The following is a 21,507-nucleotide window of genomic DNA, read 5'->3' as shown; positions in this document are numbered from 1 at the left end:
AACGGGGCGGCAATACTCAGAAATCGAGACTGTAGCCCAGCGTCGCGGTGCGTCCCCGTCCGGCGAAATAGCGATCCGGATCGACAGACGCGCTTTGCGAATAGTAGGTGATGTACTGCTTATTCAGCAGGTTAGACACCCCAAGGCTCACCTGCCCGTACGGCAGCTTGTAGCCAACCGCCGCGTCCACCAGCGCATAGCCGGAAAAGTCCTTTTCCGCGTCGTCGAATGTCTTACTGAGCGCCCAGTTGGCCTGCAGGAAGGTGCTCAGTTGCGCATTCCAGTTTGCCGACCAGCTGGCGATGATGCGATCCGGGGCGATGTTTAAGCCATCGAGTTTCGCATCCAGGCTACCGTTGTCATCGCTGTCATAGCGCCCGCGCATGTGTGACCACGACAAGGTTAATTTGTGATCGGCATTGGGGCTGTAACCGGCGCTCACTTCCACACCGTCAATCTCGGTCTTTTCGCGACGGGCGACAAAGGCGTCGTTGACCAGCTCAACGCGGCTACCGAGCTTCGAGGTGGACTGGTAGTAACTGGCTTCGAAATCAAACGGCGCCTGTTGTACGCGGAAACCAACTTCGCTGTTTTTGGTGACGATCGGTTTTAGCCCGTTGTAGTTATCCAGTTTGACGCCCGGCGTGTCGATGCCGCGCAGCACGCGCCCGACATCCGGCACGGCAAACCCTTCGCTGTAGCTGGCGAACAGGCTTAACGGCTCGATCGGCGTCCAGACCACACCGGCGTTATACAGCGTCTGGTCAAACGATGGCGTGCCGCCTTCCACTGTCACGCGGTCATTGGCCCACACGGTTTGATAACTGTCGATATTCAGCCGGGCGTATTCATAGCGCACGCCGCCGCTTAATTTCACCGATTCAACTGGCGTGTATTCGAGTTGCAGGAACGGTGACAGATCGGTGTAGTTAATTTCCGGTACGTAGGTGCGCCCGGTGGCCCATAAATCCTGTTTCGAGTTATCAAACAGGGTATCGAAACCCACCGTCGCTTTAATGCGGTCATCCCAGAGATCGTCTTTGGTGAGCGCGATTTTGCTGCCGTACTTATCGGTATATGCACGGCTCTGATCGTACAACGTGCCGATGGGGGCAATGGCGGGATCCTGGAACGACGAGGAATTGGTCGCGCCGAACAGCGCCTCATAACGCTGATAATAGGCCAGCGCCGTCAGCTTCATGCCTGCCAGATTGTAATTATCGTAGGTAGCACCCACCGTCCAGACATCGTTGTGCGGCGCGCTGCCCGGCGGATTGCCTTTCTTCGATGTGGTTAATACGCCGTCATCGCGATCGCCTCGCACGCTGACATAGTTATCTTTGTTTTTCAGGCGGTAACGGTTAAGGCTCAGTTGTACGCGCTGATCGTTATCCAGCCAGTACCCCACTTTCGCCAGCAGATCCCAGGCGCGGGAATCCATCAAATCGCCCTGCGTGTTATCCACGCCGATGGCGTGATTATCGGCGTCTTTGAACAACCCCTGATCTTCGTAGCTCAGCGCGAACAGGTAATCGATGTACTCTTCGCTGCCATTGATGCTGTAGTTGGTTTTATAGGAAAGCGTATCGCGGTCAAATTCCGCGGTGGGCGTGGTGGTTTCCACGCTGACGTGCTGGTTGACGGTGCCCGGTTTCGCACGTTTGGTGATGATGTTAATTACCCCACCCGTCGCGCCGACGCCGTTGCTGGCGTTCGCCCCTTTGATCACTTCAATGCGCTCGATCATTGAAGCATCGATGGTATGCATTTCGCGACCAGTCGGGCGCAGCGGGTTTGATTGCGGGATCCCGTCAATCATTACCAAAGGCGTACGCCCGCGCAGCGTTTCGCCACTGCCGGACATTTTCTGCCGTGACGGCGAAAACGACGGCAGCAGGTTGCTGAGGATCTGCGAGGTATCGGAGGTGATTTGCCGCTGCTGGGCAATCTCTTTTTCGCTGATGACTTTAATGACCTGTGGCGAATCATTACGCGAACCGTCAGTTCGGGTGGCGGTCACAATCAGTTCATCATCGTTATTTTTCGCATCCTGCGCATAAAGCGGCGAGGCGAAAAGCAGAGCCATCGCGCCGTACAAAGGGGAAATTCTCATCTAACCAACCCTCAATTTTTATTATTCCCTACGTTTTGCAGGGATCATTCCGTAAGAAAATCAAATGACAACAATAAGAAACATTTTGATACCGATTATCATTATCGATAAAAGAATGTAAAGTGAATATTTTCCAGGCGAAATTGTGGCCCGCAGGATTAGCTCGTCGTGAATGGAATAAACGCAACACATAAGCAAAATTAATTAAATTTTGTCTAAGCGGTCTACCCTTTAACAAGCAGATCCTGTGGCTTACCCCGATTGTTTCCACCAAAAGGAAAGACCAATGCAAACACTCTCCGGGCCATCGCGCGCGACGCTTGCGCTTTACGAACTCTTTAACCCGCTGCCCACCGGCTTTTTTGTCGCGGCGTGGATTTTCGATATTCTCTACATTAAAACCTTTCAAATCATGTGGACCGATGCGGCAAGCTGGCTTATCGCCATTGGTCTGTTGATTGCCATCATTCCCCGTTTGATACATCTGATGCAGGTGTTCGTGACCCAGCGCCATCGCACTTCAGGCGCGGAGAAATTCCATTTCTGGCTCTGGCTGGTGGCTATCGTGCTGGCGATTTTTAACGCTTTTGTGCATAGCCGGGATGCTTACGCGGTGGTGCCGTCTGGTGTGATCCTCTCAACGGCGGTGGTGATTTTGCTGCTGATTGCTCATGTTCAACTCGCCCTGCGCACACGTCTCCAGTAAGGAAAAAACCATGAATATGCGTAATCGCTTACTGACTGTTGCCGCCCTCGCCGCGCTGCTCACCGCCTGCGATCAGGGGGCTAACATTGATCCGATGAAGCAAGTTGGCCCTGAGCCTGAGCTCCCCAAAGCGCAGAATTTTCTGTTACCGCCCATGCAGGTGCCGGAAGGCGTGGCGTGGAAAGCGGGCGAAACCCCAACCGTCCCGCCGGGGTTAAAGATTGAAAAAGTAGCGGAGGGCTTGCTGCATCCGCGCCAGCTGTACGTTTTGCCGAATAACGACATTCTCGTAGCCGAGGCCAACGCGCCAGCCAAACCGACTACGCGCCCGAAACAGCTGATTATGGGTCTGGTGCAAAAAGCCTCCGGCAAAGGCGGGCCTGGCGGCAACCGCATCACCTTACTGCGTAACGTGGGAGGGACATGGCAGAAACACACGTTTATTGAAAACCTGCACTCGCCGTTTGGTATGCAGTTGATTGGCGATACGCTGTGGGTCGCCAATGCCGACAGTCTGGTGAAATTCCCGTATCAACAGGGGGAAACCAGCGTCAGTGCGCCGGGTGAAACCGTTACCGAACTGCCCGGCGGGCCAATTAACCACCACTGGACCAAATCCCTGCTCGCCAGCCCCGACGGCAGCAAACTCTATGTCGGCGTGGGTTCCAACAGCAACATCACCGAAAACGGCATTGGCGCGGAATATCGCCGCGCGGCGGTGCTGGAAGTGGATGCCGCCACCGGCGCAAGCCGCATTTACGCCAGCGGGCTGCGTAATCCAACCGGCCTGCAATGGGAGCCAGAAAGCGGCGCGTTATGGGCGATCGTCAACGAACGCGACGAAATTGGCTCCGATCTGGTGCCGGACTATATGACCTCGGTAAAAGAGAAAGGGTTCTACGGCTGGCCTTACAGCTACTTTGGCCAGCACGTGGACGAACGCGTTAAACCGCCGCGCCCCGACTTAGTTGCCGGGGCCATCAAGCCGGATTACGCGCTTAGCTCACACGTCGCCCCGCTGGGGCTGCTGTTCTATACCGGCGATAACATGCCGCAGTATCGCGGTGGCGCGTTTATCAGCGAGCACGGAAGCTGGAACCGTAAGCCGCTTAATGGCTACCAGGTGGTGTGGGTGAAATTTGAGAACGGCAAACCGGTTGGCCAACCGCAGCCGGTCGTGACCGGTTTTCTTACTGATGACCAGAAACAGGTGCGCGGGCTGCCGGTCGGGCTGGCGATGGATAAACAAGGCGGCCTGCTGGTTGCCGACGATGCCGGTAACGCCATCTGGCGGATCAGCGCGCGCTAATCTTGTGGCTGCCTGCTGCCTGCTTTATAACGTTCAAACCCCCTTAACGGATGAAAACGATGGATAGCAGATTGCAGGCAGCGATTGCGCTGCGCAAACAGGGTCAACACGATAAAAGCCGTCAGGCGCTGCATGCCCTGGCAGAAGAGCCCGCGCTACGCGCGCAGGCGTTGCTCAATATCGCCTGGTCATATGATAACGAAGGCAAAGAGCGCGACGCCGAGCCTCACTATCTGGCGGCGCTTGAGGCCGGATTAAGCGGCGAAGATAAGTTCGAAGCGCAGTTTGGTCTGGCGTCAACGTGGCGCTGCCTGGGGAAATATGCGCAAGCGAAAACCCTGTTTGAGGAGATCATGACAAGCTGGCCGCAAGCCACCGAAGTGCGGCCTTTTTATGCCCTGTGTTTGCACAATCTTGGCGAACACGACAGCGCCATGGCCGTGCTGCTGGAGTCGATTATTCAGCATCCCGACGCCCGCACCGAACCCTATAAAGCGGTGCTGCATCACTACGCGCAGCACCCGCATCAACGCTGGTGACGCTTTAGCGGTGCCGTTTGCCGCAGCCCGCCGACAGCCGACAGTCGTTGCCGATGCCGATGCCGATGCCGCGTTCAGGCTAGCTTGCCTGGTGGGTTAAGCCGTCAATAATCACCTGCTTCATCCCTTGCGAGCAGGCCTCCACGCGCCCGCGCACACCGTACACCTGCGCCAGGCTTTCCGGCGTTATCACCTCGCCCGGCACGCCGTTTGCTACCAGTTCGCCTTTTTTCAGGATCAGCACGTGGTCGCCGTGGCGCAGCGCGATATTGATATCGTGCACCACCACAACCGTGACGATATTGCGGCTACGCGTTTCCCGCTTTACCAGATCCATTACGTGGAACTGGTAGTTGAGATCCAGTGCGCTGAGCGGCTCATCGAGCAGCAGCAGCGAAGGCTGGCGGATCAGCGATTGTGCCAGACCGACTAACTGTTTCTGCCCGCCGGAGAGCTGGTCGAGATAGTGCAGCGCCAGATGCTCAATACCGAGCTGGCGCAAGAGCGACATCACTTCGGCCTGCTTTGCCGCACTGTGTAAACCGCCGGAAGCACGCTGCGCCACAATAATCGACTCCAGCACATGCAGATGAACACCCGCTGGCAGCGATTGCGGCAGGTAAACTACCTGCTCCGCACGTCGGGCAAACGGCTGGCTAAGCAATTCTTCGCCATCCAGCCGCAATTCCCCCTCCGCCTTGTTCAGCCCGGCCATCGCCCGCAGTAGCGTCGATTTGCCGCTGCCGTTTGGCCCAAGCAGAATCGTCACCTTGCCACGCGGCAGATTGGCAATAGTGAGATCGCGGATAATCTGTCGCTTATGATACCCCGCGCCAAACCCGCGCAGGCTCAGGCCGCTCTGGCTCATACACTCCCCCGATGGCGCACAATGATGGTGATAAAGAACGGCACGCCGACCAGCGAGGTGACAATGCCCACCGGAATAATCACGCCATCGATCAGATTTTTGGAAACAATAGAGGCCAGCGATAACACCAGCGCGCCAGTCAACGCGCTACCGGGCAGATAAAAACGGTGATCCTCGCCAAACACCATGCGGGCAATATGCGGGGCAACCAGACCGATAAAACCGATCGGGCCGACAAACGCCACCGACAGCGCCGACAAAATGCTGATGCGCAGCAGTGTCGCCAGCCGCAGGCGACGCACATTAATGCCAAAACTTATCGCCCGGTCTTCGCCGAGGCGCAGCGACGTCAGCTTCCACGAGCTGAGCATCGACAGCGGCAAGATCACCGAAAGCGCCAGCAGCAAAATGCCCAGTTTTTCCCACGACGCGCGCGCAATGCTGCCCATGGTCCAGAACACCAGCCCCTGCAGCGTGTCTTCGTTAGCGATAAATTGCAGCATCGACACCAGCGCGTTGAAGGTAAACACCAGCGCGATACCAAACAGCACCACGCCCGATGTCGCCACCTGCGTCCAGCGGGTGATACCGTCCAGCAACAGCGCCGCCAGCAGCGCGAAGAAAAACGCGTTCGCCGAGATAAACCACTGCGCCGGAACGCCGGGAATGCCGATACCAAGTACAATCGCCAGCGCCGCGCCAAACGCCGCCGCCGACGACACGCCGAGCGTAAACGGGCTCGCCAGCGGGTTGTTGAGGATGGTCTGCATCTCCGCGCCTGCCAGCCCCAACGTCAGCCCAACAATGATCGCCATCAGCGCGTAGGGCATGCGGATATCCCAGACAATCACCCGCGTACCGGCATCGGCGCTCGCCGGGTCAACCAGCGTTTGCCACAGCGTATCCAGCGGCAGGCCGGAGGGGCCAAGGGTGAAATCCAGCAGCATCGAGGCAACAATGCACACCACCAGCAGCGCCAGCAAACTGACGCGGCGGCGAAGGATCACGCGGTAGTTGAGCATCAGGCTGTCCTGCCTCTGCTCGCGAGTTTCCAGAGTGGTACTCATTTGTTCTGCTGCCAGCTATACACGAAGTTGTTATCCGGCAGTTTGGTGAAGTTTTTGATGATGTGATGGTAGGTCGCATCCGGGTTCAAATCCGCAAACGCCTGCGGATAGATATCTTTCGCCAGATATTCCATGCCGACAATGTTGTACGGATGGTTATAAAAGTGATGGTAAACGCCATACACATGTTTGGCGCTGACCGCCGGGATCTGCGCGATGCCAGTGCGCTGCAGCAGCACCTGCGCCTGGTTGTTCACCTCACTCTGTGACACATTCAAACCGAGCGGCAGCACCTGGCTGTTGCCCCGTTTTGAGCCGGTCATGATATAGACATCCGGGTTGATGCTGATGATTTTCTCCAGCGAGATAAAGCCGGTTGCGCCCGGCAGCAGTTCCGAGCCAAGGTTTTTCGCACCGACGGCTTCAACCAGCCCGCCCCAACCGCTGTGGCCATGCGTAAAGCAGCAGCTCTCCGCGTTACCGGCCAGCGCTTCGACGAATACTTTCGGTTTCGGATTGATGGCCGCTGTTTTCTGCTCAATCGCTACCAATTGCTGGCGATAATACGCAGTGTACGCCGCCGCGTTGCTTTCGCGGTTAATCACTTTGCCCAGCAGATCGATACTTGGTGCGGTGTCTTTTACCGGGTTCACTTCGTAATCAACAAACACCACCGGAATGTGCAGCGCGGTCAGTTTGGCCAGCACGCCGCTATCGGTCAGCGCCGGTTTCGCGCGCAGCTGCGCAATCATCAGATCCGGCTGTTTTGCCAGCACGCTTTCCAGGTCAACATTGCCTTTATCGCTAAAGCCCATGTCCATAATGCGGGTCGCTTCCGGCCACCGGGTTTTCAGCATTTCCCAGGTGGCAATGTCCTGTTTTTTCGCCAGATTGTTCCATGCCACCAGCCGTTTAAACGGATTATCGCGATCGAGCAGCGCCATCGTCATGATGTCGCGCCCGTCCTGCAAAATAATGCGTTGCGGTTCGTGTTCAATGGTCACGTTGCGGCCATCGAAATCGGTAACGGTGAGCGGATATTGCGTGGCATGTGCCAGCATGGGAACAGCGAGAAAAGCGGAGAGCGCGAGCGTAAAGATCGATTTCCCTTGCATAAAAAAACAACCCTGCCGATAGTCAGATATGAATGATTTTGATAATTATTATCATGTCAAAGTAAACGAAGCCTATACAACATCAAAAAACAGGCTGGCCGCAACCCCGCGTTAACATCCTGATTCGTTTTCTCTTTTGCTGACATCGTTTCTTACGGATTTTCACCGGCGCGATGGATTACCTTCGTGCTTTGCCAAAAACCTGCGGAAACCGCCGATGAAAGACTCCCTGCTTCTCTTGCTGGTAACCTTTATCTCCAGTGTGAGGGCTGATGAGGCCGTCAAACTTCACTGCCCGACGCGCGGCAATCTGACGGTCTCTTTTTTCGACTACAACCTGATTACCATGAAATGGAGCGACCATTTTCAGGTCGCGGCGGGAAAAGAGCGCAGCAAAACTAAAGCGGGCGTGCCGTTCTGGAGCACCACCTTTGGCAACGGCGACAACTTAGCCTTTTTCCCGGATTCCGGTCAGTACTTTCTGTTTTATGCGGGAGCGCAAGCGCCGGAGCAGTGCAGCGAAGTGGGCAGTTTTGTCTACCCGGTGATCACGCCGCCGCGCTATGACAAAAACGCCAGTACGCCACAAAGCCAGGCCAGCACCATCGATAACGATGTGATTTTGCTGCACCCGGCGACATAAACGCCCCCTACCCAATTCTGTAGCCTCCCCTTGTGGCACGCCGCAAGGCGTGTATGCTTCCCCGGCGCTAACGCTTACCGGGAGGCCATCATGCAAAAGGTTATTATGCTGTTTTTTATCGTGCTGCTGGGTGGCTGCGCGACGACGTCCCCGATGCCGAAATGGGACAAAATAACAGAACTTGAAGTGCGCCAGGATCGCATCACCGCCTATTCAAATAAGTACGCCTACAACTTCATCCGGAATGATCCACATGCTGATGCCTACGCCCGGTACGCGGAGTTTTATCAGGAGTTTGCCAGCCATGTTCCTGGCGTTGCCGTGAATTTTGTGGTGAAAGACGAAAAGGTGACGGCGGAGTACAAAGCGCTCGTTGACGTCAGCGGGCTGAGTGCCGCGCAGATTGAACGCCTGCGTTACCACTACGGCGCGAATATCATTGAACCGAATAAAAAGCTGGCGGTGACCTTCAAAGCGCAGGGGGATGTGGTCTATATTCTGCAACACCCACCCGGCCCCGATACCCGCACGCTGGAAAAACCGGTGACCGTGACAATTAACGACACCACCGAACAGAACGTCTCGTGGGTGGCCCCGTTACTGATCCCGGCGTTTCCGTTGATGATGATTTACGGCTGCGCCACCGGGCCGTGCGTGTGATCTACACAGTTGACCGACTAAGATACCGCCGCCATCCGGTAAGCAGACGGCGGTGCTGACGCCGGATAACGTTTATCCGGCCTGTCGCGTTGCGCTTAGCGTGGCTGGAATATTCCGTTTACCACATCGGCAGGCGTCACCACGCCGCTGTCCAGCACCCAGCCGCTGATAAGCGCCGCCGGCGTGACATCAAACGCCGGGTTGTAAACCCGCGCGTTTTCCGGCGCCCAGCTCACCGCGCCAAAACTCCCGGCCACGCCGGTCACTTCCGCGGCAGCACGTTGCTCGATGGGAATGGCATCGCCGTTCGGGCAATGTGGATCGAGCGTCGTTTGCGGCGCCGCCACATAAAACGGCACGTTGTGGAATTTCGCCAGCACCGCCAGCGAATAGGTGCCGATTTTGTTCGCCACATCGCCATTGGCAGCAATGCGATCCGCCCCCACCCACACCGCATCCACCTGCCCTTTTGCCATCAGGCTGGCGGCCATCGAATCGGTAATTAACTGATACGGCACGCCCAGTTCGCCCAGTTCCCAGGCGGTTAAACGCCCGCCCTGCAGCAAAGGTCGGGTTTCATCCACCCACACATTCGCCACATTGCCCTGCTGATGAGCGAGCGCAATCACCCCCAGCGCAGTACCGACACCCGCCGTCGCCAGCCCGCCGGTGTTGCAGTGGGTCAGCAAGCGGCTGCCCGGCGTCACCAGTGCGCTACCGGCATTGGCGATGTTGTCGCAAAGCGCTTTATCTTCTTCAATAAGCCGCAGCGCTTCGGCGCTTAACGCCGCCACAAAGTGCTCCTGTGCGAGCGCCTGTTTCATGCGATCGAGGTTATTCATCAGGTTCACTGCCGTCGGGCGCGACGCGCGCAGCGTTGCCAGCGCCTGCGCCAGTTGATCGCGGTTTGCGCCCTGCTCTGCCAGCAGCGCCAGCAATAAGCTCGCAGAAAGGCCAATCAACGGCGCGCCACGCACGCGCAGGGCATGAATATGGCCAACAAGTTCTTCTACCGTACTGGCCGGTAGCCACTGTTTCTGCTGCGGTAAGGCCTGTTGGTCGAGAATAAATAATTGATTGTCGACGACTCGCAGGCTGGTGGTCTGTAATGGCTGCATTGCGTTAAATCCCTGTTGCGTTGTTGTAGCGTATTGTGTCAGGATGAATTCCGGATGTATAGACGTCTAAATGGCTTTGTTAGCAAAAGAGGATCGAGGCAATGTCGCAATACCGTACCTTCTCCGCCCGCGATGCCGTGGCGTATGCACAACAATTTGGCGGCCTGGACAACCCGTCCGAACTGGTTGACGCGCAGGAGGTGGGCGACGGTAACCTCAATCTGGTGTTCAAAATTTTCGACACCCAGGGCGTGAGCCGCATTATCGTCAAACAGGCGCTGCCCTATGTGCGCTGCGTGGGTGAGTCCTGGCCGTTAACGCTCGACCGCGCCCGGCTGGAAGCGCAAACGCTGGTCGAGCATTACCAGCACAGCCCACAGCACACGGTGAAAATCCACCATTTCGACCCGCAACTGGCGGTGATGGTGATGGAAGATCTCTCCGATCATAAAATCTGGCGCGGCGAACTCATTAACAATGTGTTTTACCCGCACGCCGCCGCGCAACTGGGCGAATACCTGGCGCAGGTGCTGTTTCACACCAGCGATTTTTACCTGCATCCGCATGACAAAAAAGCGCAGGTCGCGCAGTTCATCAACCCGGAAATGTGCGAGATCACCGAAGATCTGTTCTTCAACGATCCCTACCAGATTCATGAGCGCAACAACTACCCGGCCGAGCTGGAAGCCGATGTCGCCGCCCTGCGCGATGACACGCAACTGAAACTGGCGGTGGCGGCACTCAAACACCGCTTCTTCTCCCACGCCGAAGCGCTGTTGCACGGCGATATTCACAGCGGCTCAATTTTTGTCGCCGAGGGTCGCCTGAAAGCCATTGACGCCGAGTTTGGTTACTTCGGCCCGATCGGCTTTGATATCGGTACCGCCATCGGCAACCTGCTGCTCAACTACTGCGGTTTACCGGGGCATCTTGGCATTCGCGATGCGGCTAGCGCGCGCGAGCAACGTCTGAGCGATATTCAAACCCTGTGGACCACCTTCGCCGAACGCTTTCAGGTGCTGGCGAGTGAGAAAACCCGCGACGCCGCGTTAGCACAACCGGGCTACGCCAGCGCTTTCCTGAAAAAAGTGTGGTGCGACGCGATTGGTTTTTGCGGCACCGAGTTGATTCGCCGCAACGTCGGGCTTTCGCACGTCGCCGATATCGACACCATCAAAGACGAAGCGATGCGCCACGCCTGCCTGCGTCACGCCATTACGCTCGGCAAAGCGCTGATTGTCATCGCCGGGCGCATTGAGAACGTTGACGAGCTGATTGCCCGCGTGCGTCAGTACAGCTAATCCCCTTCTCTCCCCTTTGCGGGGGAGAGAATATGGCTAACCCAGATACTCAATGACCGACAGCCCGCCGTTGTAATCAGTGCTGTAGATAATGCCGTTCGCATCCACAAACACATCGCAGGACTGAATAACGCGCGGGCGTCCAGGCCGCGTATCCATCATCTTTTGCGGCGCGGCAGGCACCAGCGCGCCGGTTTCCACCGGGCGATACGGGTTAGAAATATCGTAAGCGCGTACGCCCGCGTTCTGGTAAGTGGCGAAAATCAGCGTCGAGCTGATAAAGCTGCCCGGGCGGTTTTCGTGCAGGTTATGCGGGCCGAAATGCGCCCCTTTCGCCACATAATCGCTTTCGTCCGGCTGCGGAAAGGTGGCGATGCTTACCGGGTTTGCGGGCTCACGAATATCAAACAGCCAGATCAGCTTCTCGCCATCTTCCTGATGGTCGAGCACCGCTTCATCCAGCACCACCAGTAAATCCCTGTCCGGCAGTGGCAGCGCGGTGTGCGTACCGCCGCCAAACGGCGGGCTCCAGTTGCGGTGGCTAATCAGTTTCGGCTGCGTGCGGTCTTTCACATCCAGCAGCGTTAACCCGCCATCACGCCAGCTACCGTAAGCGGTATCCCCGGCGATAATCGCGTGGTGTAACGCATAACGTTTGCCTTCCGGCCAGTCTGGCGTTTCCCCTGCGGCCTGGTTCATCCCCGGTAGCCACCAGCGCCCGGCGACCTGCGGTTTGCGCGGATCGGCCAGATCGATGGTCAGGAAGATGTAGTCGGTAAAACCGTCGATCAATGCCGAGACATACGCCCAGCGCCCGCCCACATACCAGATGCGGTGAATGCCGATGCCGTTAAGCGACAGGAAGCTGATTTCGCGCGGTTTATCCGGCGTGGAGATATCAAAAATGCGCAGCCCGGCGCTCCAGCCTTTGTCCTGCACATCGCTGACTGTCTCGCCGACCGAACGGGTGTAATAGACCTTTTCATCGGCAAAGCGCGCATCGGCGAACAAGTCGCGGGCATTGATCACCAAAAGCAGATCATCATGGGCTTGCAGATGTACATTCCAGGTGCCCGGCGGCGCCGGTACGTAACCGGCGGCTTTCGGGTTTTTCGGGTCGCGCACATCCACAATCGAAAACCCCTGCGACACCATATGGCCGATATAGGCAAAGCCACGGTGTACCATCAGTTGCACGCCGTCCGGGCGTCCGCCCTGGTCGCTGTGACCAATCAGCCGCATATTGCGGCTGTATTCGGGGCGCGGTAATTCACTCGCCATGTCCGTTCCTTACTTGTTTTTCGCTTCCAGCGTGGCGAACCACGGCGCGATAAAATCTTCCGTCTGGCCCCAGCCCGGAATGATTTTGCCAAGCGACGCCACATTCACCGCCCCCGGCTGGCTTGCCAGCAGCGCTTGCGGAATGGCCGCGGCTTTAAAATCATACGTCGCTGGCGTCTGTTCACCGGCAATTTTGTTGGCGATGAGGCGCACGTTGGTCGCGCCAATCAGTTTCGGATCGACGGCTACGCTCACTTTCCACGGGCTGCCCGACTCGCGCATCAGTTGCAGATCCTGGTTCGAAACATCGATGCTGTAGAGTTTGATCTCGGTGCGACCGTTCTCTTTCAGCGCTTTATACGCGCCCTGGCTGAACGCATCCCAGGTGCCCCAAATGGCATCAATTTGCCCTTTCGGGTATTTCGCCAGCACCGCGCCCACTTTATTCGCCGTGTCGCCCTGCACATCGGAAGAGACCGCGCCAATCGACTCCAGCTCCTTAATGCCTGGGTTGGCTTTCAGCAACTCGGCGTAGGCGGCCTGGCGGCGCTCCATCGGCGGGAAACCGGCAACCCACAGTTTGATAATGTTGGCTTTGCCGTTGAAATCTTTCACCAGCTCGCCAAAGGAGAGTTTGGTCAACGAGGCGTCGTCCTGCTGGGTGACCGTCACGCCAGGAATATCGCCGTTAACGGCGGTATCAAACACCGCCACTTTGATCCCGGCGGCGACCGCTTTTTTAATCAGATCGGTGGAGTACGGATCGCGCCCCTGCGACAGAATAATGCCGTCATACTTCTGGCTGATCGCCTGGTTGACGAAGTCCTGGAATTTGGCGTCATCGCCGTTGCTTAAAAAAGTACTGATTTTAAAACCCAGTTTTTTGCCTTCCTGCAACGCGCCGGAGACAAACTGGGTGGTGTTATCGTCCGAACCGAGGTTGCGGATAAGCGCAATACGTATCGGGCCGTGATGATTAGCAATGGCGTCCGGCACCGGCGCAGGTGTGGAAGCGTGACCCGGCAGCGCGCTCAGTAAGCCCAGCGCCAGCAGTGAGAGTGCAATTTTTTTCATCTGTTTTCCCCTGAATAATTAACGACGCTGGAAGTAAGTCAACGCAAGAGCACCGGCCAGCACCAGCCCCTTAATAATGTCCATCGCGTAATAGGGCACCGACAGCATCACCAGCCCGTTTTGCAGCACGCCGAGGATAACCGCCCCCACCAGCGTGCCGAGCGCATTCGGTTTGCCGGAACCGGCGAGTGAAAAACCGATCCACGCCGCCGCCACTGCATCCATCAAATAACCGCCACCGGCGTTGACCTGCGAAGAGCCAATGCGTGACGCCAGCAGAATGCCGCCCAGCCCGGCGAGCAGCGAAGCAATCACATACGCCGCCACTTTGTAGCGCGTGGTGCGAATGCCGGAAAGACGTGCCGCTTCCGGGTTGCCGCCAATCGCATACATGCGGCGACCGTGGGTGGTCAGCGACAAGCCTAACTGGGCGACAACCGTCACCACCAGCATAATGATGACGATAGTCGGCACCTGGCCGAGCAGGCCAAACGCCGCCGGAATGGTGCCTTCCGCCATCTCCCCGCTCGGCAGCACCATGTTTTCGGTAATCGAGCCGCCATAGCTGTAGGTCATCGCCACGCCCTGAATCACAAACAGGCTGCCGAGCGTCGCCAGCATGTCCGGAATGCGCAGTACCACAATCAAAAAGGCGTTGAACAAGCCCACTAGCGTACAGAGCGCCAGCGTGATAATGATCGCTTCGGTGGTACCCACGCCGTGCCAGACAAACAACGAAATCACCAGCGCGTTCGCCAGAGAAGCGGTGGAGCCGACCGACAGATCAAAGCCGCCGATGGTCAGCGAAACAGAGACGCCAATCGCAATCACCGTGACGATAGCGATCGAGCGCAAAATGTTGATGATGTTGAACGGATCGAGGAAGTTGTCCGATGCCACGCCGAAAATGGCGACAAGCGCGACTACGGTAAGCAACATGCCCCATTTATAGAGAAAATCAAAAAGCTGCTGGCGGGGCGACGCCGCCGCATTGACTGAAAGGGCCTTACTCACGGCGCCGTTCCTCCGGTGGAATAATAAAGAAGCGTCTCTTCACGGGCCTCCTCGCCCTGCACTTCTGCCACAATGCGCCCATCCCACAGCACACAAATCCGGTCGCACAAACCCACCAGTTCGGCGAATTCGCCCGACGCGTAAATCACCCCTTTGCCCTCTCGCGCCAGCCCGTCAATCAACTGGAACAGGTCGGTTTTCGCTTTCACGTCCACGCCTTTGGTGGGCTCATCAAAAATCACCACATTGGCGTTACCGCGCAGCCATTTGCCTATCGCCACTTTCTGCTGATTCCCGCCGGAAAGGCGGCGCAGGGTTTGCCCCGGCCCGCTGGTGCGCACGCCGACGCGGGCAATCACTTCCTGCGCCCAGCGCCAGGCCTGGCGGTGAGCAAAAAATCCCCAGCGCGAGAAGCTGTTATCTGCGCTGATGGACAAATTCATGCTCACCGGCTCATCAATAAAGATGCCCTCTTTACGCCGCTCTTCCGGCACCAGCGCCAGCCCGCGCATCACCGAATCCGCCGGGTCACGCGGGCGCCACGGTTGGCTGTGTAGCTCGCCACGATTAATACGGCTTTTGCTTGCGCCGAACAGGGCTTTGCATAGCTCGGTTTTTCCGGCCCCCGCCAGCCCGGCAATGCCCAGAATCTCCCCTTTGCGCAGGCGTAACGAGATATCTTTCAGCAGCCCTTCGTCATGCAAACCGTCAATGCTTAACAGCACCTCTTCGCTGTGCGGCGGGCGCGCAGGCGGGTAGATATCGCTCAGTTCATGGCCGAGCATCTTCTCGACAATCTCTTCACCGCTCAGCTCGCGCATTGGGCCGGATTCAATTAATTTGCCATCGCGCAACACCGTTAAGGTGTCGCAGATGGCTTTCAGCTCATGGATGCGATGCGAGATAAACACCACGCCAATGCCCTGCTGTTGCAGGCGTTTAACCACGGTGAACAAGCGCTCACTTTCGTGCTGGTCGAGCGGCGCGGTGGGTTCATCAAGGATTAAAAAACGGCAGTGGTGCGACAGCGCGCGCGCCAGCAAAATCTGCTGTTTCTCTGCCAGCGTGCAGCTATCAATCGGGCGTTTCACATCAAGCGCGACGTCAAGTTGCGCCAGCGCCTCACGCGCCCGGTTACGAACATCACCCCAGTGAAAGCAGTGCCCGGCATCCGCCAGCTTATCGAGCATGATATTTTCGGCGATGCTTAAACCTGGGATCAGCGCTACATCGACTTCCTGCTGCACCAGGTGGATGCCGAACTGTTTGGCATCGCGCGGGGTGCGAATCGACACCGCCTGGTTGTTGATGGCGATCTCCCCTTCGTAATGGTCGTATGTGCCGCACAGCACCGCCATCAGCGTCGATTTCCCCGCGCCGTTCGCGCCGGTTAAGGCATGCACCGAACCGCCGCGCAGGGTGAAATCCACATGCGACAGCGCCTTAAAGCCGCCAAAGGCCAGGCTAATGCCGCGCATTTCGAGGTGGTTGCTGCTCATACGCACGCTGTTCCTGCAATTAATAGATTGATTTAACGAATTTTTCACAGCCTCGCTTGACTGGCAACGACAGAAAATGCATAAGATAAAGCGAAATATTATTAGCCATCCGGATGTCCAGACATAACATCGGGTTAGCGATCACGCACAAGGACACAACACATGAGCAGCACTGATATCCGCGTCGTACCCGGCCCGGCGAACTACTTTTCCCACACCGGTAGCCTCGCGCGGTTGCACGATTTCTACACGGAAGAACAACTGGCCCGCGCGGTATGGATTTATGGCGAACGCGCCTTTGCCGGGGCAAAAGCGTTTCTGCCGCAAGGGTTTAACGCGCCAGGCGCGAAACACATTGTGTTTAAAGGGCACTGTAGCGAGCACGATGTGAACGCGCTGGCGCAGCAAGCGGGCGACGATCGCGCCGTGGTGATTGGGCTTGGCGGTGGCGCACTGCTGGATACCGCCAAAGCGGTGGCGCGCCGTCTCGGTTTGCCGGTGGTTGCCATTCCGACCATCGCCGCCACCTGCGCGGCATGGACGCCGCTGTCGGTCTGGTATAACGATGCCGGTCAGGCGCTGCACTTTGAGATCTTCGACGACGCCAATTTTCTGGTGCTGGTGGAACCGCAAATCATCCTTAATGCGCCTGCGGAATATTTACTGGCGGGCATCGGCGATACGCTGGCGAAATGGTACGAAGCGGTGGTGTTGGCCCCGCAGCCGCAAACGCTGCCGCTTACCGTGCGGCTGGGGATCAATGGCGCGCTGGCGATCCGCGATGTGTTGCTGGAAAGCAGTGAACACGCCCTTGCCGACCAGCAGCGCGGCGAGCTGAGCCAGGCGTTTCGCGATGTGGTGGATGCGATTATTGCCGGTGGCGGGATGGTTGGCGGCCTCGGCGAGCGTTACACCCGCGTCGCCGCCGCGCATGCGGTGCATAACGGTTTAACGGTGCTGCCGCAAACGGAGAAATTCCTGCACGGCACCAAAGTGGCGTATGGCATTCTGGTGCAAAGCGCCCTGCTCGGTCAGGATGATGTGTTGGCGCAGTTGATTGCCGCCTATCAGCGCTTCAACCTGCCGACCACACTGGCGGCACTGGAGGTGGACATTAATAACCGCGCGGAGCTGGATAAGGTGATTGCCCACACGCTGCGCCCGGTGGAGTCGATCCACTACCTGCCGGTGGAACTCTCCGCCGATACGCTGCGCGCGGCGTTTGAAAAAGTGGAAGCGCTGTCGCGCTGATGATAAGTACGCTCTGTTTCATGCCGCCGATAAGCGACAACTTACCGGCGGCATTCTCTTTTACGCCCGAACAGGCTCGCCGCGAACCGGGCGATCGCCCGCCACAAAATACGTCGCGTTGCTGCGCGGCAGCGGCGTACGGCCACGGATGTTATCGGCAATCTTCTCACCAATCATAATGGTGGTGGCGTTGAGATTACCGGTGATGATCAGCGGCATGATCGACGCATCGACCACGCGCAGGGCTTGCAGCCCATGTACGCGCCCTTCGCCATCGACCACCGCCATCTCGTCGCTACCCATTTTGCAGGTACCGCACGGGTGATAGGCGGTTTCCGCGTGGTTACGCACAAACTCATCCAGTTGCTCATCGCTCTGACATTCAATGCCGGGGCTGATTTCCCGCCCGCGATATTTATCCAGCGCCGGCTGGTTGATGATCTGCCGGGTAATGCGGATCGCATCGCGGAACTCGTGCCAGTCCTGCTCATGCGCCATGTAGTTAAACTGGATGGCCGGATGCTGGCGCGGATCGCGCGATTTCAGGCGCACAAAACCCCGGCTTGGCGAGCGCATGGAACCCACATGGCACTGGAAGCCGTGCGCTTCCACCGCATTGGAGCCGTTGTAGTTAATCGCCACCGGCAGGAAGTGATACTGAATGTTCGGCCAGGCGAACTCGTCACGGCTGCGGATAAACCCGCCGCCTTCGAAGTGGTTGCTGGCGCCAATCCCGGTGCCGTTAAACAGCCACTCCGCGCCGATTTTCGGCTGGTTCCACCACTTCAGCGCCGGGTAGAGCGACACTGGCTCTTTGCATTCGTATTGCAGATACATTTCCAGGTGATCCTGCAAGTTTTCGCCAACGCCCGGTAAATCATGTACCACTGGAATAGCAAACTGTTTGAGCAGCCCGGCGGCACCGACACCGGAGCGCTGCAAAATTTGCGGCGAAGCAATCGCACCGGCGCAGAGCAACACTTCCCGGCGCGCATGCACTTCATGCAGCGTGTCGCTGGCACCGTGCAAATAGGCCACGCCGATTGCGCGTTTGCCTTCAAACAGGATGCGATCGGTGGTGGCATGGGTAATGATTTTCAGGTTCGGCCGCGTTTTCGCCATATCGAGATAGCCGCGCGCGGTGCTGGAGCGGCGGCCTTTTGGCGTAACAAAACGATCCATCGGGCCAAACCCTTCCTGTTGGTAACCATTCAGATCGTCAGTGCGCGGATAACCAGCCTGCACGCCCGCTTCGATCATCGCGGCAAACAGCGGGTTATTGCCCGGTTTACAGGTGGTGATGCTGACCGGGCCGTCGCCGCCATGGTAATCGTTGGCGCCGATATCGCGCGTTTCCGATTTACGGTAATAAGGCAGGCAATCGAGATAACTCCAGTGCTCAAGCCCCGGCTGCTGCGCCCAGTTATCAAGATCCATCGCGTTACCACGGATATAGCACATGCCGTTAATTAACGACGAACCGCCCAGCCCTTTGCCGCGCCCGCACTCCATGCGGCGGTTGTTCATGTGCGGCTCAGGTTCGGTTTCATAGGCCCAGTTGTAGCGTTTGCCTTGCAGCGGGTAAGCCAGCGCCGCAGGCATCTGCGTACGAAAATCAAAGCGGTAATCGGGACCGCCCGCTTCCAGCAGCAGCACATTGACATCGCTGTCTTCGGTCAGTCTTGTTGCCAAAACGTTCCCTGCGGATCCGGCTCCAATGATGATGTAATCAAATTCCATTCGTCGCTCCTCAGGTTAAAACTTTATTCAAAATACGGACTGAAAACGGCTCAGCTCAAGCTGGACGGATTTGACCTGGGTATAGTTTTGCAGCGTCATCAGGCCATTTTCGCGCCCCACGCCAGAGTGCTTGTAGCCGCCCACCGGCATTTCGGCGGCGGATTCGCCCCAGGTGTTGATCCAGCAGATACCCGCTTCAATCTGGTGAATAACGCGATGCGCGCGATTAAGATCCTGCGTCACAATACCCGCCGCCAGGCCGTAATTGGTGGCGTTGGCGCGGCGCACCGCTTCTTCTTCACTTTCATAGGTGAGAATCGACATCACCGGCCCGAAGATCTCTTCGCGCACGATGGTCATCTCATCGCGGCAATCGGTGAACACGGTGGGTTCTACCCATGCACCGTTATCGAAATCGCCACCGGTAAGACGTTTACCGCCGCACAGCAGGCGCGCGCCTTCGTTGATGCCGGATTCGATATAACGCATCACGTTGTCGCGATGCGCGAAGCTGACCAGCGGCCCGAAATTGGTATTCAGATCGTTAACATCGCCCGCTTTAATGCGTGTCACGCGCTCGACGATTTTCGCTTCAAATGCGCTCTGCAATGCCGCCGGAATAAACACCCGCGTGCCGTTGGTGCACACCTGGCCGGAGCTGTAGAAGTTCGCCATCATGGCGATATCGGCGGCAAGGTCGAGATCCGCGTCGTCAAAGATAATCAGCGGCGACTTGCCGCCCAGTTCCATAGTGACGTCTTTCAGCGTCGATCCGGCGGCATTGGCCATCACTTTCTTACCGCTGGCAACGCCGCCGGTGAAAGAGACTTTGGCGATGCCCGGATGGTCAGTCAGCAACTGACCGGTTACCGCGCCACTGCCGTTCAGCACGTTAAATACGCCGTCCGGCACGCCAGCTTCGCTGTAAATCTCCGCCAGTTTCAGCGCGGTGAGCGGCGTGACTTCGCTCGGTTTAAAGATCATGGCGTTACCAGCCGCCAAAGCAGGTGCGGATTTCCACAGCGCTATCTGAATCGGGTAGTTCCACGCGCCAATCCCGGCGATCACGCCAAGCGGTTCGCGGCGGGTGTAGACAAACGAGGTGTCACGCAGCGGAATTTGCTGCCCTTCAAGCGAGGGGATAAGCCCCGCGTAATACTCCAGCACATCCGCGCCGGTGACGATATCAACAGCCTGGGTTTCGCTCAGCGGTTTACCGGTGTCCAGCGTTTCCAGCGCCGCCAGTTCGTCATTGCGTTCACGCAGGATATCCACGGCGCGGCGCAGGATGCGCGAACGTTCCATCGCGGTCATCGCCGCCCAGATTTTCTGCCCTTTTTGCGCACTGGCAACGGCGCGATCAACATCGGCCTGCCCGGCTTCGTGGACGTCGGCCAGCACCTCGCCGTTCGCCGGGTTAATGGTCTGGAATGTGTTACCCGCCGCAGCCGGGACGTATTGACCATCGATATAAAGCTGCTGTTCTGCGAATCGGGACATACTTCCTCCTTCTCAGTGATTCGTCGCGCCAGCCAGTTGCTGGCGAATGAATTGGGTGGTGAGCGTTCTGGCAATGTCCAGATTAAACGGCTTGCCGCTCAGCGCCGCGCGAAGCCAGAGGCCATCGATCAGCGAGGCAAGGCCATGCGCCGCCAGCCGTGCCTGTTCGCGCGGCAGATCGCGGCGAAACTCCGCCGCCAGTGTCGAAAACAGGCGTCGGCTGCTCACGCGCTCCAGGCGGCCAAGCTGCGGCTGATGCATGCTGCTGGCCCAGAAATCGAGCCAGGCTTTCATCGCCGCGCTGTGTACCTGGCTGTCATCAAAATTGCCTTCGACAATCGCCAGCAAACGCGTTTCGGTACTGGCCTGCGCGAGCGGTTTTAACCGCTGTGCCACGGCGTCGCGCAACTGGCGGGTGATGTCACGCATGGTCGCTTCCAGCAGACCATTTTTGTCCCTGAAGTAGTGGCTGATGATGCCGGTCGATACGCCAGCGCGGCGCGCAATCTGCGCAATCGTGGCGTCGTTAATTCCTACTTCGTTAATGGTACTCAGGGTCGCATCAATCAGCTGCCGACGGCGTATCGGCTGCATTCCCACCTTTGGCATGGCTCCATCTCCACCACAATGTAAGGGCCTTATTTAATCTTTTTTTGATTGCACGTTCAATATAAAAAAAGATTTTGTTAGGATGTTGTGCTTCAATTGT

The 21,507-nt window shown here is 57.6% G+C and carries 19 protein-coding genes; 7 read left to right on the top strand and 12 right to left on the bottom strand.

The genetic code is table 11. The features are described from left to right. Window positions 1–16: 16 nt before the first annotated feature. Window positions 17–2,113, bottom strand: a complete 2,097-nt coding sequence (locus IP581_RS06175) for a TonB-dependent receptor (RefSeq protein WP_407659115.1) — start codon at window positions 2,111–2,113, stop codon at window positions 17–19. A 286-nt stretch (window positions 2,114–2,399) separates the two neighbouring features. Between IP581_RS06175 and IP581_RS06170 the strand changes: the two genes are divergently transcribed. From IP581_RS06170 to IP581_RS06160, 3 genes are read left to right on the top strand one after another with little or no spacing between them, the layout of a single operon-like run. Continuing rightward, window positions 2,400–2,819 carry a DUF2231 domain-containing protein gene (locus IP581_RS06170; RefSeq protein WP_193822018.1) on the top strand — a complete coding sequence of 140 codons (420 nt, stop codon included), beginning with the start codon at window positions 2,400–2,402 and terminating at the stop codon, window positions 2,817–2,819. A gap of 10 nt (window positions 2,820–2,829) precedes the next feature. Next, a complete protein-coding gene (locus IP581_RS06165; RefSeq protein ID WP_193822016.1) occupies window positions 2,830–4,128 on the top strand; it encodes a PQQ-dependent sugar dehydrogenase in 1,299 nt (432 codons plus the stop codon). Window positions 4,129–4,187: 59 nt separating this feature from the next. After that, window positions 4,188–4,667: a tetratricopeptide repeat protein gene (locus IP581_RS06160; protein WP_193822015.1), complete on the top strand. Its 480-nt coding sequence runs from the start codon at window positions 4,188–4,190 to the stop codon at window positions 4,665–4,667. Between the two features lie 79 nt (window positions 4,668–4,746). Here the strand turns inward: IP581_RS06160 and IP581_RS06155 are convergent, their stop codons facing one another. From IP581_RS06155 to IP581_RS06145, 3 genes are read right to left on the bottom strand one after another with little or no spacing between them, the layout of a single operon-like run. Continuing rightward, window positions 4,747–5,535 carry an ABC transporter ATP-binding protein gene (locus IP581_RS06155; RefSeq protein WP_193822014.1) on the bottom strand — a complete coding sequence of 263 codons (789 nt, stop codon included), beginning with the start codon at window positions 5,533–5,535 and terminating at the stop codon, window positions 4,747–4,749. Then, window positions 5,532–6,560, bottom strand: a complete 1,029-nt coding sequence (locus IP581_RS06150; protein WP_193822646.1) for a FecCD family ABC transporter permease — start codon at window positions 6,558–6,560, stop codon at window positions 5,532–5,534. The genes IP581_RS06155 and IP581_RS06150 overlap by 4 nt, the downstream gene beginning before the upstream one ends. A gap of 38 nt (window positions 6,561–6,598) precedes the next feature. Continuing rightward, window positions 6,599–7,717, bottom strand: a complete 1,119-nt coding sequence (locus IP581_RS06145; protein WP_193822013.1) for an ABC transporter substrate-binding protein — start codon at window positions 7,715–7,717, stop codon at window positions 6,599–6,601. Between the two features lie 217 nt (window positions 7,718–7,934). Here IP581_RS06145 and IP581_RS06140 point away from each other — a divergent pair, with 217 nt between their 5' ends. Both IP581_RS06140 and IP581_RS06135 read left to right on the top strand, forming a co-directional pair. Beyond that, on the top strand, window positions 7,935–8,360 hold the full coding sequence (locus tag IP581_RS06140; RefSeq protein WP_193822011.1) for a hypothetical protein: 426 nt from the start codon (window positions 7,935–7,937) through the stop codon (window positions 8,358–8,360). Window positions 8,361–8,450: 90 nt separating this feature from the next. Continuing rightward, the gene (locus IP581_RS06135) at window positions 8,451–9,020 is read left to right on the top strand and encodes a hypothetical protein (RefSeq protein ID WP_193822009.1); all 570 of its coding nucleotides are present in this window, start codon (window positions 8,451–8,453) and stop codon (window positions 9,018–9,020) included. Window positions 9,021–9,115: 95 nt separating this feature from the next. On the opposite strand, the gene mtnA is transcribed toward IP581_RS06135, so the two are convergent. Then, complete coding sequence (mtnA, locus tag IP581_RS06130) at window positions 9,116–10,138, bottom strand: S-methyl-5-thioribose-1-phosphate isomerase (protein ID WP_193822008.1); 1,023 nt, start codon at window positions 10,136–10,138, stop codon at window positions 9,116–9,118. Window positions 10,139–10,239: 101 nt separating this feature from the next. On the opposite strand from mtnA, the gene mtnK reads away from it, so the two are divergent. Beyond that, window positions 10,240–11,439 carry an S-methyl-5-thioribose kinase gene (mtnK, locus tag IP581_RS06125; RefSeq protein ID WP_193822006.1) on the top strand — a complete coding sequence of 400 codons (1,200 nt, stop codon included), beginning with the start codon at window positions 10,240–10,242 and terminating at the stop codon, window positions 11,437–11,439. A 36-nt stretch (window positions 11,440–11,475) separates the two neighbouring features. On the opposite strand, the gene IP581_RS06120 is transcribed toward mtnK, so the two are convergent. Genes IP581_RS06120 through IP581_RS06105 form a run of 4 tightly spaced genes read right to left on the bottom strand, consistent with a single transcriptional unit; the run spans window position 11,476 to window position 16,307 of the window. Further along, the gene (locus IP581_RS06120; protein WP_086871403.1) at window positions 11,476–12,720 is read right to left on the bottom strand and encodes an LVIVD repeat-containing protein; all 1,245 of its coding nucleotides are present in this window, start codon (window positions 12,718–12,720) and stop codon (window positions 11,476–11,478) included. Window positions 12,721–12,729: 9 nt separating this feature from the next. Next, window positions 12,730–13,794, bottom strand: a complete 1,065-nt coding sequence (locus IP581_RS06115) for a sugar ABC transporter substrate-binding protein (protein ID WP_193822005.1) — start codon at window positions 13,792–13,794, stop codon at window positions 12,730–12,732. Between the two features lie 18 nt (window positions 13,795–13,812). Next, on the bottom strand, window positions 13,813–14,808 hold the full coding sequence (locus IP581_RS06110; protein ID WP_193822003.1) for an ABC transporter permease: 996 nt from the start codon (window positions 14,806–14,808) through the stop codon (window positions 13,813–13,815). Further along, window positions 14,805–16,307 carry a sugar ABC transporter ATP-binding protein gene (locus tag IP581_RS06105; protein ID WP_193822002.1) on the bottom strand — a complete coding sequence of 501 codons (1,503 nt, stop codon included), beginning with the start codon at window positions 16,305–16,307 and terminating at the stop codon, window positions 14,805–14,807. Before IP581_RS06105 ends, IP581_RS06110 begins: the two co-directional genes overlap by 4 nt. A gap of 162 nt (window positions 16,308–16,469) precedes the next feature. Here IP581_RS06105 and IP581_RS06100 point away from each other — a divergent pair, with 162 nt between their 5' ends. Next, window positions 16,470–17,558, top strand: coding sequence for an oxidoreductase (locus IP581_RS06100; protein WP_193822001.1), 1,089 nt, complete (start codon window positions 16,470–16,472; stop codon window positions 17,556–17,558). 60 nt (window positions 17,559–17,618) lie between these two features. On the opposite strand, the gene betA is transcribed toward IP581_RS06100, so the two are convergent. The 3 genes from betA to betI are packed head-to-tail and all read right to left on the bottom strand — an operon-like array spanning window position 17,619 to window position 21,407. Continuing rightward, window positions 17,619–19,298, bottom strand: a complete 1,680-nt coding sequence (gene betA / locus IP581_RS06095; protein WP_193821999.1) for a choline dehydrogenase — start codon at window positions 19,296–19,298, stop codon at window positions 17,619–17,621. A 27-nt stretch (window positions 19,299–19,325) separates the two neighbouring features. Further along, the gene (betB, locus tag IP581_RS06090) at window positions 19,326–20,798 is read right to left on the bottom strand and encodes a betaine-aldehyde dehydrogenase (protein ID WP_193821997.1); all 1,473 of its coding nucleotides are present in this window, start codon (window positions 20,796–20,798) and stop codon (window positions 19,326–19,328) included. 12 nt (window positions 20,799–20,810) lie between these two features. Then, complete coding sequence (betI, locus tag IP581_RS06085) at window positions 20,811–21,407, bottom strand: transcriptional regulator BetI (RefSeq protein WP_044489591.1); 597 nt, start codon at window positions 21,405–21,407, stop codon at window positions 20,811–20,813. Between the last annotated feature and the right edge of the window lie 100 nt (window positions 21,408–21,507).

Origin of the sequence: Kosakonia pseudosacchari (genome assembly GCF_015167415.1) — a bacterium.
GTDB classification, from domain to species: domain Bacteria; phylum Pseudomonadota; class Gammaproteobacteria; order Enterobacterales; family Enterobacteriaceae; genus Kosakonia; species Kosakonia pseudosacchari.
This window is presented reverse-complemented; position numbering and strand designations above follow the sequence as displayed.